This is a genomic window from Enterococcus columbae DSM 7374 = ATCC 51263 (genome assembly GCF_000406925.1).
GTDB lineage: Bacteria > Bacillota > Bacilli > Lactobacillales > Enterococcaceae > Enterococcus_E > Enterococcus_E columbae.
This window is the reverse complement of the sequence record NZ_KE136351.1, coordinates 154,716-168,628: the sequence shown is the minus strand read 5'-3', so window position 1 is coordinate 168,628 and position 13,913 is coordinate 154,716. Positions and strand designations below refer to the sequence as shown.

Below are 13,913 nucleotides of genomic sequence, written 5' to 3'. Positions count from 1 at the left end.
AAAAGAACCTTTTTCCTTTTTTCGCTAGGACTAGAGCCACTTATTTTTCAGCTAAGCTAGCTTGAACTTCGGCATGAACTTTACTTGGTAAGCCCCAAAGTTTGATAAAGCCGATTGCCGCATGCTGATCAAAGGTATCTGCTGAAGTATAGGTTGCTAAGTTTTCATCGTATAAGCTATTGGTTGATTTACGTCCTTCGACAATGATATTGCCCTTAAATAATTTCACTCGCACCACACCATTGACATAGACTTGGGTACTCTTGATGAATGCTTTTAAGGCATCGGTTAATGGATTAAACCATAGGCCATCATAGATAACTTGGGCTAATTGCTGTTCGACAATGGGCTTGAAGTGAGCTAGTTCACGTACGAAAACCAAATCCTCTAATTCCTTATGGGCTTGCATTAAGGTTAGGGCAGCCGGACATTCATAAACCTCACGAGATTTAATGCCGACCAAACGATTTTCGATATGGTCAATTCGACCTACCCCATGTTCGCCAGCAATATGATTTAATTCCATAATTAAATCAGCTAGGCTGTAAGCTTTACCGTCTAAGGCGACTGGTTTCCCTTGTTCAAAGGTAATCTCAATAATCGTTGGGGTATCAGGCGTATCTTCCAACTCTTTCGTTAAGGCATAAGCCCCTTTAGGCGGAGCAGCCCAAGGATCCTCTAACACGCCACATTCACAGGCACGTCCCCACAAGTTCTGGTCGATAGAATAAGGATTATCCAAATTCATCGGAATAGGAATATTATTTTTGGCTGCATATTCGATTTCTTCTTCACGAGACCATTTCCATTCACGAACAGGCGCTACAACCTTCAAATTAGGATCTAAGGATTGAATAGCAACTTCAAAACGAACCTGATCATTTCCTTTACCCGTACAACCATGGGCCACAGTAGTAGCGCCAACCTGATGCGCTAATTCGACCAATTTTTTAGAAATTAATGGACGAGACAAAGCAGAAACTAATGGATAAGAGCCTTCATAGAAAGTGTTGCCTTGTAAAGCAATTAAAGCAAACTCCTCAGCGAATTCTTCTTTCGCATCGATTGCATAAGACTCAACAGCGCCCACCTGTAAAGCTTTTTCTTTGATTGCCTCAATATCTTTTTTCTCACCCACATCTAAACAACAAGCAACCACATCATAACCTGCATCAGTTAACCATTTAATTGAAACAGAGGTATCTAAACCTCCAGAATAAGCTAATACTAATTTTTCTCTCATCATTCAAAGTCCTTTCTGAGTATTCTCAAATTTCTTGCATTCATCTTAACAAATAAAATTTCAATTTTCAACCCCTAAATTAAATATTTATGCAAAAATATATCAAAAAAACTAAAAATATACAAAATCAACAAACGAAAAATTTATTAGAAAAGTTATTTGATTGATGAAAAAATAAGCTAAAAGACCTGTCTAAACCAAAAACATTAATGGATAAAATTTATTTTTACTGGTTACAGTGTGAATGAACATTTTTTTACAAGAAAAATGCATTTTTCGATGAGTTGTTGTTGACAAGGCTTGAATTTACCGATATTATATTAAATGGTATTGTTTGCCCCACGAGAGCCCCGGAAACTCAAGTGTATGTCAAACATTCAAATCGAATTGGAGGAAAAATAAGTGCGTACAACATATATGGCCAAACCAGGCGAAGTAGAACGTAAATGGTATGTAGTAGATGCTACAGATGTTCCTTTAGGACGTCTTTCAACAGTGGTAGCTTCAATCTTACGTGGTAAAAATAAACCAACATTCACACCACATGTGGATACAGGTGATTTTGTAATTGTTATCAATGCTGATCAAGTGAAATTAACTGGTAAAAAAGCAACTGACAAAGTTTATTACCGTCATTCAAACTACCCAGGAGGATTAAAATCAATCACTGCTGGTGAATTACGTGCGAAAAACTCTCGTCGTCTAGTTGAAACTTCTATTAAAGGTATGTTACCTAAGAACACTTTAGGTCGCAAACAAGGCATGAAATTACATGTTTATGCAGGTGCTGAACATCCACATGCTGCACAACAACCAGAAGTACTAGATATCACTAACTTAATTTAATAGGAGGGAATTTCATTGGCACAAGCACAATATATCGGCACTGGCCGTCGTAAAAACGCAGTTGCTCGCGTACGTTTAGTACCAGGAACTGGTAAAATTACTGTTAACAAAAAAGATGTTGAAGAATATATTCCACACGCTGACTTGCGTGAAGTAATCAACCAACCATTCGCTGTAACTGAAACAAAAGGCGCTTACGATGTATTCGTAAACGTTAATGGTGGTGGTTACGCAGGACAATCAGGTGCTATCCGTCATGGTATCGCACGTGCATTGTTACAAGTAGATCCTGACTTCCGTTCAGCATTAAAACAAGCTGGCTTACTTACTCGTGACGCTCGTATGGTTGAACGTAAAAAACCAGGTCTTAAGAAAGCTCGTAAAGCTTCACAATTCTCAAAACGTTAATGTTGGAATCGTTGCGAATTTATTCGCTTACGAATCCAATATGGGACGGAGATTTTTCAAAAATCGAGTACCATACCTTACAACGTTTCAAGGCACTTTGCAGTTTTGCAAGGTGTCTTTTTTTTATCTTTTGACCATGACTTTGACCAAGAGTCTAAAAATTAACATAACAAGCGAATTTATCGGCTGTTTGATTTTTGGCTCTTTCAGTAACATGAGCATAAATATCCATCGTAGTTTTGCTTTGTTTGTGGGGATAGAGTTGTTGGTGTGTTTTTTGGTGTCGATAAAAGTGTTAAGTAGTTTGTTGGGACTTTTGTTGAAGAATCGGATGAAAAACTTTGAAAAACAAACTATTTTTTTGTTTTTTAAAAATATATGTAAATATATTAAATATATTCTTTTTAAAAACAAATACAAATATATTTTATTGGGTATTTTTTATCAAAAAGAACAAGATAAAAAAGGGTGAATATGATAAAAACGATTTATTTTCATTTGTTTTCCTTTTTTATAGCTTTTTTAAGTGGTTTATATTATAACTGAAAAACAAATTTTTTATCAATTGATATGTATTTTAGTTATTTATTTAAGATTATTTTTTAAAAAAATACACTTGTTGTATTTGTCTGTTTGTGATAGAATCTTAACAAAATTAGTTTTAAAAAGGAGAATTATTTTATGGCACAAATTAAATTGACACCAGATGAGCTTCGTACGCAAGCACAAAGTTATACAGAAGGAGCAACTTCAGTTCGTGATGTTTTAGCTCGTTTGACTAATACACAAGCAGAGATTGATGCTAACTGGGATGGTAACGCGTTTGATAGTTTTGAACAACAGTTTAATGAATTGTCTCCAAAAGTAAGTCAATTTGCTGATTTATTGGACGAAATTAATCAACAGTTGAATCAAGTGGCTAATACACTAGAAGAAACAGATGCGCAAATTGCGTCACAAATTGGGTTTAAGTAAAGTAGATGAATGAAACATCAAAGCGGGTTGATTGCCCGCTTTACTATTTGAGGGTTTAAATATTAGAAATATGAAAAAGTTAATAAAATATATTGTCAGTATAGGTGCGGTTGTTTTGTTACTGGTGGCTGTCGCGGGATTAAATATAGCTATTCAGGATAATAATGAAACAGCAGCAACATCATCATCAGAAAAGGCAACACGTCTTAATGTTGCTATTGTTAATGAGGATAAAGCTGTTGTCTCTGGCGATCATACCTATAGCTTAGGAGATAGTTATATTCAGAAATTAGAAAAAGACGATCGACAAAACTGGTCTGTTGTTACTCGTGGCACAGCAGATAGTGGTAAGTATCAGTTAATTGTCATTATTCCAAGTGATTTTTCATCTAAAATTCTTGATTTAAATAGCTTAAATGCTGAAAAAGCGACTATTAGTTATGAAGTAAAGGCCAATGGTAATCAACAAATTGAAACAGAAGCTACTAAGGTTGGGAAAGATATTGTTTCAGATTTGAGTAATCAGTTGGTGGATATGTATATGGCTAGTATTTTAAGCAATCTTTATACAGCTCAACAAAATGTGCAAGTTATTGCTAACCGCCAATCAGATAATATTTACAATTATCGCACAAATTTACTTGGCTCAGCGATTGATTTTGAAAATAATTTGCCTACATTAGTAACAACTGCAAATGGAAGTTTAACCGCTAATGATGCACTAAAGCAATCGTTGTCGGGCTTCTCCTCTACATATCACACATTGGATTCATCCCAACAATCGTTCAGTACTGATTTGATGCGTTTAGTTGAAAAGCGCGCTAATGATAGCCTAAGTTATGATGACTTTGTGAGTGCATTGATGGCTGTGGATACTGATGACTTGGCGACTGATTTGACTACAATGACAGAATTGTTGCATGACGTACAAGGTCAATTAAAAACGACGCTTTCTAACGTATCTTCATCTGCTGATAGCGCAGTAACTGATGAGGTTCAAAACCAAGTTGATTCACTAACTGAGCAAATTAATGTTTTAGAGAATCAATTTTCTCAACAATTCAAAGGTTTGCAGAAACAAACAGATAATATTGAGCGATTTGCAGCAAAAGAAGTTTCAAAGTTTTATAAAGACAAGGCAAATTTAACGGTAGCAGATTTGTTGAGTAAGAAAAAAGCTCGTAGCGGCAAGGCTTATCTTGCTGTGACGGGGGAAGATTATCGCAAGAATTTAGCGTTAGCAACGTCGATAGCTCTCAATCAATTACCAGCGATTAATCAAAGCGATATTAATGAGCTTGCTAATCAGATGACTGATTTAGATGCCAATGCGGCAAATAGTCTTTCAAATTTTCGTACGGATTTAGCGGCTAAATTCAGTTCCCAAGTTCCCTATACACCATCTGCGCTTTCAAGTGATTTGGTAGCGGCTAAATTAGCTTTAGAAAAAGCTAAAAATGATTTTGAAACTGAAAAGCAGATTTATACTCATTCAATGGATTCAGTAGCAACAGTTAAAGCAAAGGTGAATTTGATTTTACCGAGTCGTGCAGGCTTTGTGTTGGACTCTTGGTCGTATAACGGAGTGAATTATAGTGGGAATGATACCGAAAATGTAACCATCACGTTAGCTGATTCATCGTCTTCAGATAATCGTTTTAACTTTACCTATCACTATGTTACAGATGCTGCAGATACAACTAATCACAGTTCAGCTAGCGATAGTATTTCTGTGAATATTAATGGTGTGACGGTTACATCTGCCGCAACCATATCTGATATGACCGATTATCAGAATAAAGCACAAGCTTATCGTACGGCGGAATCGGCTTATTCAGCTAAGGTTCAAGAGATAAAAGATGTTTATAAAAATGCACAAACGCTACTTAACCAATACTATACAACAGATGAATTTCTTAACCAATCTGTAGGTGACTTGTTAACGGATATTGTGACGGCAGCTATTATGGATAATCTAACCGGTTATACCAATGATAATTCGTCTATGCCGAAGTTAATCCAACAGCAGATTGAAAAGCTAAAAGCCACACGCGATAACCTTGCTAATCAGTTGGCAAGCCTTCAAAGTTCAAATGAAGCTATGATGAATAGTTTGAATGCTGAACTTGATAGTGTTCAAGCATTACAAGAGCAGATTTCAAATTTGAAAACTCAAGAGAATTCAGTTTCCTCTACCCTTAAAGAGTCTGATTCAAACTTGAAAGCCTTAAGTTCAACCTTTTCTGATTTGATAGCATCCACATCAGAATTGAAAGCAACATCAGAATCGAATGCTGATAAAGCGAACCAAGTGAACACACTGTTAACTTCTTTTAATAGTGATGTAGAAAGTGCTCGGAGCAATAGTAGTAAATTAGCCAAAGATGCCCAAGATTTAATGACGCAGTTTGATAAAGAATTATCAGAAAGTGGCGATTTTGTAGGTTCGTTTGTTAAAGTATTGAACAATGCTTATAACAACGGCGTTCCTAATGCAGCCCTACTTGATTTTCTATCCAATCCAGTAACCGAATCAGCTTCGTCTGTAAAAGGCACAGTCAATGTCTATCGTCCATTTACTTGGATCCTTCTTTTAGAGGTTGTGACACTTTTTGCCGCGTATATTTTTTCAACTTATAACGTTATTCAAAGATTGAAAAATAAATTTAGTATGAATAAACTTCAAAAAACAGATATTTTAAATACGACGGTTATCGCATTCTTAGCAATGGCTATCGGTGTAGTTCTAGGCAGTATTTCAGCATCTAGATTATCAGTTGAACGTGAGTTAATACCATCATGGGTACTTGTCATTACCATGTTTAGCTTAGCCTTAACGCAAGGACAGTACTTATTGATGAAGAATTTTAAAGCTGTTGGTATGGGATTAAATCTCTTTATGACAATCAGCTTTGTCTATCTTTCAAATGCGATTGGGACAACAGCGACTTTATCAGGAATACCTGCTGTTCTTAAAAAAATGAATGTACTTTCTACCTTAGAAGGGACTTTATCGGCTTATTTTGATGGTCGATCAGCTAGTGTATTTTTATTGGTTGTTGTCTTTGTAGTCATTCTTTTATTGAGTGTAGTCAATGTTTTTATAACAATGAATTGGCAAAAATTGCTTCAACCAGCATCTAAAATTGAGGGTTAGTTATGAAGAAATATTTCGTTTTTATCATTGGTGTATTGGCTTGCTTTTCTTTGAATGTTTCAGCAGACGAAGAGATCAAGGATAATCGTTTACAAATTGACAGCAGTCTTTTAGAAGAAAACAAGACGGCTGAGGTCAATAATTCTTTAGAGTTGACCAACAATTTATTTTCAAATAAAGATAGAATGCTCTTGGAAAAAAATCAAAAAAATGTTGCCAAGAATTTTAAAAAGCAACAAGATCAACTTTTTAAGCAAAAAACAATGGCAACAGATCCTTACCATGTAGATGCTTTGTTTTCTGCGCAAACAACAGTTGGTCAATATACAACCAAAGTTAATACGAGTGTAGATACAACTAGCCAGACAAATAATTTTAGTGGTTTCTTAGCAATCTTATATGGATTAGCTAGCCTGCTACTTATTTGTGGGGCTAGTTTTGCTACCTACGTAATAAGCAGAGGTGAAGAATAGTGGATAATCATATTAATGTTACGCTGATTTTTAAAGGAAAAGAAATGGATGTATGTATTCCTATAAAAATTGAAGTTCGTAAATTCATACGAGAGCTTGATAACATTTTTGAAAATGGCGATTTACGCTACAAGTATCAGCTACGAGTTGTGAATAAAGGTCTAGTACTAGATGAAGGAAAATGGTTAGCACATTATCCAGTAACGACAGGTGATGTGATTGAGGTAGAGGAGATAATTTAGTGAGTGATGTAAAGATAACATTTTCAAATCAAGATTTTATATATAAGAAAAATGAATTAAATTGGGAAGTTCATTTAAAACGTTCAGATGTCGCTACGCAAGATATTGATCGTTTACGAGTGCTTAATCTGCATCATCCTATGTTTTTAGAGCAAAGCATGTCTTTTGATGATGACACGATACAATTTAACTATGAGTTAGAAGCAGACGGTCTTAATTTGGCTACTATTAAGGCACGTTCTTTTTCAGAACAGCTTCGTTTGGCATTAAACGTATTGGATTTGGAACAATGCTTACAATTACCAGTAACTTTTTTCTTGCATCCTGAAAATCTTTTTATAACAAAAGATGAGCGCGTAAAAATCGCTTATCGAGCAGTGCCGGATATTATGGTACCTGCTAGCATGGATAGCGAAGAATTTTTAAAACAAGCTAAATGCTATATCATTGCTATTTTTACGAAGCATTCGTTTGCTAGTTTGTACGAGGGTGCATTGGCTATTGTCGAAGTTCCTGAATTTCTTGATAATATCCGTAATTTATCAAGTGTTGAAGAAGTTAGAGAAAGCTTGACGATATACTATCGTGAAAAATGTAAGCAAGAATCTGCTAGTCTGGCGATTGTCAAGAAAAATCGTTATAAGCTTTACAAATTTGCCTCTATTTGGTTATCTACGCTGTTGGTGTTTTTATTGATTCCATTAATTTATTTAGTATTTATTCGTAGTCCTTTTAAAGAGAAAATGTTAGATGCAGATACGGCATTTATCAAAGTTGATTATTCAGCAGTCATTAGCGAATTAAAAAATATTGATGTGGAGGAGTTACCCTATACCCAAAAGTATGAATTAGCTTATTCTTACATCAAAAGTTTGGATTTTTCAAAGGATAAAGAAGAAGTGATTATGAATAATATTACTTTAAAAACGGAGGATCTTTATCTAGAATATTGGATTAAAATTGGTCGCGATAATGCAGCGGATGCTTTGGATATCGCCAAACGTTTAAACGATTCGGATTTGATTTTATACGCGATTGCCCAAGAAATGGAAAATGTTCGCAATAACGACTCCATATCTGGTAGCAATCGTGAAAATCGATTAGATAAATTACAGAGTGAATATGATAAATATTGGAAGGATCGTACGAATGCCTTGACGGATGCTTCAGGTAAAACAGAGGATTCGTCAGATAAAAGCTTAGGTAGTAAATCTACTAGCACAGCTACTAGTACATCTAGATCAAGCGATAATTAAGGGAAGATAAAAAATGAGCAAAGATTTAGCAATTTATAAACAAGGGTTGCGTTATCAGCTGTCGTTATCAGAAGATAGGCCGCAATTCCTTTCTGATACTGATAAAGCTACCTTTCATATTCGAGGCTTATCATCTGCTATTCAATTGAATTTACAGGACGATCAGATTACTTATGAACATAATGGATTGACAGGATATATAAGCGATGGAATGGAGCTAGAGGGAGTATCTTTTTATCATTTAGCAAAGACTTATCAGATTTTTGATTTGTTAGATAAAAAAGAAATTTACATTAGCCCTAAACAGGGAAGTGATTGCTACTTGGAGCATGCTCAAGTTGAAGTAATTCTGCAAAAAGTAGCGTCAAATTGGTATCTTACACTTCTAGATGGTTCGATTTATGTGAATAATATTCAATTAGCTCAAAAAAGTATTTCGCTGGCTTTTGGCGATGAATTGAGTTTTGGCAATGTCTGGTTTAAGTTTTTTGGTGATGAAATTTGGGTTAAAGGGCCAGTTGTTGTTACATCAGCATTCATTGCAAAGGTAGAATCTAACCATACTTTTTACGAGGGGTATCCTGATTATCATCGCTCACCTCGAATGATTTATAGGAGCTCAGAAGATACAATTACCATCAATGCACCTGCAAAAGAGCCAAATAAACCGCAAGATGGAATTTGGCGCATGATTGTACCACCCCTTGTCATGGTGGCGGTAACGATTCTTATTTCTTTGATTCAACCACGAGGTATTTATATCTTAGTTACTATGGCGATGTCAGTAGTGACTATTATCTTTTCAATCGTCACTTATATAAAAAATCGTAAACAATATAAGGCTGACTTGCGTGAACGGATAGCCTCTTATCGCCACTATCTATCAGATAAGGCGATTGCGCTTCATGCATTGGCACAAGACCAAAAGCAGGGGCAGTTGTATCATTATCCTGCGATTGAGACTTTGGATGAGTTATCTGCTCATTACAATCATCGGATTTATGAAAAAACACCGCTACACTTTGACTTTCTTTACTATCGGTTGGGTTTGGGAAAGGTTCCCACGACATATACGTTAAAGTATACGCAAACCGAACGTAGTGGACAGACAGATCCCTTGGAAGCACAAGGCTATGCACTTTATCGCCGTGAACGCGAAATCTCAGGGATGCCAATTGTTGCCAATCTGGCGCATGGTCCGGTTGGGTATATTGGTCCCCGTCCGTTGGTTTTAGAACAGTTACAATTGATGGTCAATCAGCTAGCCTTTTTCCATTCTTATCATGATGTGCAATTCATTACCATTATGCCGGAAGAAGAATTATCACAATGGGAATGGATGCGTTGGTTGCCGCATGCCACTTTGCAGGGTATAAATGTGCGAGGCTTTGTCTATAATCAACGTACAAGAGATCAGGTGTTAAATAGTTTGACGCAAATTTTAAAACTGCGTCGTAGCCAACAAGAGTCAAAAGAAAGTGCAGAGAGTACCTTATTTAGTCCGCATTATGTGGTGATTGTGACCGATGAAAAATTGATTTTAGACCATGTTATCATGGAATTCTTTACGGAAGATCCGACCACTCTTGGTTGTTCGATTATCTTTGTGGAGGACGTGTTGAGTTCGCTGTCGGAAAATATCAAGACGATTATCAACATCAAAGACCGTAATCATGGGCAATTGGTCATGGAAGAAGGGGAGCTAAGAGAAGTTGACTTTGCCTTAGACCATTTTCCAGCAGACTATGACAAAGAAACGATAGCTAGACGATTGGCGCCGCTGAATCACTTACAAAACCTCAAGTCCTCTATTCCTGATCGTGTGACCTTTATGGAGATGTACCATGTTGAAAGTGTTGAAGAGCTGAAAGTGCCTGAGCGTTGGGACAGTCATGCGCCTTATAAGAGTTTGGCGGTACCGCTTGGCTTACGTGGGCAAGATGATATAGTGTCGCTTAACTTGCATGAAAAAGCGCACGGTCCGCATGGGCTGATTGCAGGGACCACGGGTTCTGGGAAATCAGAGCTGATTCAGTCTTACATTTTGAGTTTAGCGGTTAATTTTCATCCACATGACGTAGCCTTCTTGCTTATTGACTACAAGGGTGGGGGAATGGCCAATCTCTTTAAAGACCTGCCTCACTTGCTTGGAACGATTACCAACTTGGATGGGGCGCAAGCCATGCGTGCTTTGACCTCAATCAATGCCGAAATTCACCGCCGTGAACGCTTATTTGCGGCAAATGGGGTTAACCATATCAATCAGTATCAGAAAAAATATAAACTGGGTGAGGTTACTGAGCCATTACCACATTTGTTCTTGATTTCAGATGAGTTTGCGGAATTGAAACAAGAACAACCAGACTTTATGAGTGCCTTGGTGTCAACGGCACGGACAGGACGTTCTTTAGGGATTCATTTGATTTTGGCAACGCAAAAACCTGCTGGGGTGGTCAATGACCAGATTTGGTCTAACTCTCGCTTCAAGATTGCATTGAAAGTGGCTGATCGTCAAGATTCAAACGAAATGTTGCACACGCCTGATGCAGCAGAGATTACTCAAACCGGGCGAGCTTATTTGCAAGTCGGGAACAACGAAGTCTATGAACTCTTCCAAAGCGCTTGGTCTGGAGCGGAGTATCAACCGGATAAGGACGACCAAGGCATTGAGGATCAGACCATTTATGCTATTAATGCTTTGGGGCAATACGATATCTTAAATGATGATTTGTCTGGGCTTGAGGATGTGGAGGACATTCGCCAAGTGCCAAGTGAGCTGGATGCCATTGTGCGCCACCTCCGCGATTTAACCCACACTCTTGCGCTTCAGCCAATTGCTCGCCCATGGTTACCACCGTTGGCAGAACGGATTTCTTTGGATGAACTATACTTTGAAAAACCTCAGTGGACAAGTGGAAAATCTAATTTGGAGATTGCGTTTGGAAAAATTGATATTCCAAGTCGGCAAACTCAAATTTGTGCAACACATTCTTTTTCAAAAGATGGTAATATTGCCTTGTTTTCAGGTCCAGGTATGGGTAAAACCAACTTTTTATTAACAGTAGGTCTTGATTTAGCAAGACGCAATACCCCAGAACAATTGAATATTTATTTATTGGATTTTGGAACAAATGGTTTACTACCATTGCTTAATCTTCCTCATGTTGCAGATATTATTTACGCAGATGATAATGAAAAAATTCCTAAGTTCGTTGCCCGCCTTAATGATGAGATGAGGCGAAGAAAATCTTTATTTGCTTCGCATACTGTCGCTACCTTAGAAGCTTATGAACAAGTTAGTGGAGAAGTTCTTCCTAAAATTGTTCTCTTTATTGATAGCTTTGAGGGCTTACGAGGAACACCGAATGAGTTAGCTTTGGAGGGAATTATTACGACTATTTCTCGTGATGGAGCAGGTTTCGGACTTTATTTGGTACTTACAGCCGGTCGATTAGCTGCATTAAGAGCAAGTCTTCAATCTAATATAAAAACTAAGTTGTCATTGAAATTGACAGATGATTCAGAGTCTAAGACAATTGTCGGAAGAACTCAATTAGTAATTGAAGATTTACCAGGACGTGGTTTAATTAAGGTTGATAGTCCTGAAATTTTTCAGGTAGCATTACCAAATAAAGGAATGGACGCTTTTGAGATTACAGAAAATTTAAAAGAGGAAATTCATACATTAGACCAACAATGGAAAGGAAGTCGACCAAAATCTATTCCAGTTGTTCCAGAGAATTTAACAAGTTCGTCATTTATTTCAATGAATGATGTTCGAGAAGAAATGGATAAAAATGCTTTACCAATTGGACTAGATATTGAGACAGTAACCCCTATCTCATTACCGATTGCACAATTCAAACATTTATTAGTACTTTCAGATAAGGAAACCAATAGAAAAAATGCCTTTACTCACATTTTTGAAGTAATTTTGGCGTTAGGACAAGTAACTAATTATTCTATTGAGCTTTTTGACATGAGAGGTGACTATCGTGATTTTGAATCAAAAGTTACAAGTTATCATGTTGTAGGAGAAGGTCTGTTTGATATTGTTAATACCTTAAAAAATGAAACATTAGAACAGCGCCGAAAACATGAATATGAGGAGAAATATATCTTAATTTCTGATTTATCTGAATTTATGAAACAAGAAGGTATTGAGGATAATGATTTTGCTTTACTATACGAAGAAGGTCCAAAAGTTGGTCTGCATCTAATCTTTAGTGCCACTAAAAATTTCTTTACTTCTTCAGTTGGATTGAGTGGCTACTTACGTGAACGTATGGACACAGCTTTGATAGCAATGAAAATGGTCAATCAAACGATATTTACACGCAGTTCAAATGTAAAAGAAAAGGAATTGCCTATTGACCAAGCTTACCTTCACTACCACGATGTGCAAACGCGTATCAAGATTACAAAATAGGAGAATTTTATGAAAGAAAATAAACAAATTTCAGTAGAAGAATACAAGCAGTTACGAAAAGAAGTCGGCAATTGGCAGATAGCAATTATTTTGTTTGGTGTGTTTATCCTCGTTCTAGGAGGATTATTAATTGCTCAGGGAAGTCGCTATTTTATTTTGATGTATGCCTCTATTGCTATTATGTTTGGTATGGCAAGCATAGGACTCTTTCCGCTTTCGAGAATTGTTCAGTCTTGTGATAAGGTAGATCCTAATTTGCGAAAACTAAAATTAAATGATGTTAAAGTTCCTAAGCAATATCGCAACAAACGTTTATTGATTTTAGGAGGAGGTTTTCTGATTGTTTTATTAATTTTTTGTAGTCAATTTGACTTTGAACGTGGCTTAAATAAACCCGAGAGAGTACAAACTCCATCTTCTTTAATTAATCATTCAACGAGTTCACGAATTGATGACGCCAAGGATGTATTAGAGGAGGGCAATGCTAATGAGTGATGCTGGTTTGAAAATAAGTATCAATGCCAATAAAGCAAAACGTGATAAATATAGGCGTGTTCGTGATAGTATATCTTCACATCAGTTAAGTACACAACAGAATTTATCAACAATTGAAGATTTTATTGATGAGTGTCAAGATGTTGTTGATAAGATTGATGAACATACAGGTTATGGCTATCTCTCTAACTTAAAAACAAAATTGGTTGAGGATATTAAGACAATGGAAGAGTACCGTGATTTTGTACGGGATTCAAATACTTCTTTTATTAACTTATATAATGATTTAGGTGATTTAATTGATGATCTTAACGAGCAAATTACTGCTGATCGAAATGCCTATAATAAGGATAAAGAATGGTGGGAAAAACTTTATTGGTAAGAGGTGG

The 13,913-nt window shown here is 36.5% G+C and carries 11 protein-coding genes; 10 read left to right on the top strand and 1 reads right to left on the bottom strand.

Annotation, left to right across the window (positions count from 1 at the left end; genetic code table 11):
* Positions 1-40: 40 nt before the first annotated feature.
* Complete coding sequence (locus RK02_RS11155; RefSeq protein ID WP_016184346.1) at positions 41-1,243, bottom strand: argininosuccinate synthase; 1,203 nt, start codon at positions 1,241-1,243, stop codon at positions 41-43.
* A gap of 417 nt (positions 1,244-1,660) precedes the next feature.
* Here RK02_RS11155 and rplM point away from each other — a divergent pair, with 417 nt between their 5' ends.
* From rplM to RK02_RS11100, 10 genes are all read left to right on the top strand, one after another.
* Positions 1,661-2,089, top strand: coding sequence for a 50S ribosomal protein L13 (gene rplM, locus RK02_RS11150; protein ID WP_306298625.1), 429 nt, complete (start codon positions 1,661-1,663; stop codon positions 2,087-2,089).
* 15 nt (positions 2,090-2,104) lie between these two features.
* Positions 2,105-2,497 carry a 30S ribosomal protein S9 gene (gene rpsI / locus RK02_RS11145; protein ID WP_016184344.1) on the top strand — a complete coding sequence of 131 codons (393 nt, stop codon included), beginning with the start codon at positions 2,105-2,107 and terminating at the stop codon, positions 2,495-2,497.
* A gap of 681 nt (positions 2,498-3,178) precedes the next feature.
* A complete protein-coding gene (locus RK02_RS11135; protein WP_016184343.1) occupies positions 3,179-3,472 on the top strand; it encodes a WXG100 family type VII secretion target in 294 nt (97 codons plus the stop codon).
* A 70-nt stretch (positions 3,473-3,542) separates the two neighbouring features.
* A complete protein-coding gene (gene esaA, locus RK02_RS11130; protein ID WP_245555641.1) occupies positions 3,543-6,629 on the top strand; it encodes a type VII secretion protein EsaA in 3,087 nt (1,028 codons plus the stop codon).
* A gap of 2 nt (positions 6,630-6,631) precedes the next feature.
* Positions 6,632-7,102, top strand: a complete 471-nt coding sequence (gene essA / locus RK02_RS11125; RefSeq protein WP_016184341.1) for a type VII secretion protein EssA — start codon at positions 6,632-6,634, stop codon at positions 7,100-7,102.
* Entirely contained in the window at positions 7,102-7,344 is a 243-nt protein-coding gene (locus RK02_RS11120; RefSeq protein ID WP_016184340.1) for an EsaB/YukD family protein, read from the top strand. Before essA ends, RK02_RS11120 begins: the two co-directional genes overlap by 1 nt.
* Positions 7,344-8,600, top strand: coding sequence for a type VII secretion protein EssB (gene essB / locus RK02_RS11115; RefSeq protein ID WP_016184339.1), 1,257 nt, complete (start codon positions 7,344-7,346; stop codon positions 8,598-8,600). Before RK02_RS11120 ends, essB begins: the two co-directional genes overlap by 1 nt.
* A 13-nt stretch (positions 8,601-8,613) precedes the next feature.
* Positions 8,614-13,029: a type VII secretion protein EssC gene (essC, locus tag RK02_RS11110; protein WP_016184338.1), complete on the top strand. Its 4,416-nt coding sequence runs from the start codon at positions 8,614-8,616 to the stop codon at positions 13,027-13,029.
* Between the two features lie 9 nt (positions 13,030-13,038).
* Complete coding sequence (locus RK02_RS11105) at positions 13,039-13,524, top strand: MFS transporter (protein WP_016184337.1); 486 nt, start codon at positions 13,039-13,041, stop codon at positions 13,522-13,524.
* A complete protein-coding gene (locus tag RK02_RS11100) occupies positions 13,517-13,906 on the top strand; it encodes a hypothetical protein (RefSeq protein ID WP_016184336.1) in 390 nt (129 codons plus the stop codon). The genes RK02_RS11105 and RK02_RS11100 overlap by 8 nt, the downstream gene beginning before the upstream one ends.
* The last annotated feature ends 7 nt before the right edge of the window (positions 13,907-13,913 follow it).

Coding starts and splice junctions, on each gene's coding strand:
- RK02_RS11155 (WP_016184346.1), bottom strand. CDS start 1,243: ATGAGAGAAAAATTAGTATTAGCTTATTCTGGAGGTTTAGATACCTCT.
- rplM (WP_306298625.1), top strand. CDS start 1,661: ATGGCCAAACCAGGCGAAGTAGAACGTAAATGGTATGTAGTAGATGCT.
- RK02_RS11135 (WP_016184343.1), top strand. CDS start 3,179: ATGGCACAAATTAAATTGACACCAGATGAGCTTCGTACGCAAGCACAA.
- esaA (WP_245555641.1), top strand. CDS start 3,543: ATGAAAAAGTTAATAAAATATATTGTCAGTATAGGTGCGGTTGTTTTG.
- essA (WP_016184341.1), top strand. CDS start 6,632: ATGAAGAAATATTTCGTTTTTATCATTGGTGTATTGGCTTGCTTTTCT.
- essC (WP_016184338.1), top strand. CDS start 8,614: ATGAGCAAAGATTTAGCAATTTATAAACAAGGGTTGCGTTATCAGCTG.
- RK02_RS11105 (WP_016184337.1), top strand. CDS start 13,039: ATGAAAGAAAATAAACAAATTTCAGTAGAAGAATACAAGCAGTTACGA.
- RK02_RS11100 (WP_016184336.1), top strand. CDS start 13,517: ATGAGTGATGCTGGTTTGAAAATAAGTATCAATGCCAATAAAGCAAAA.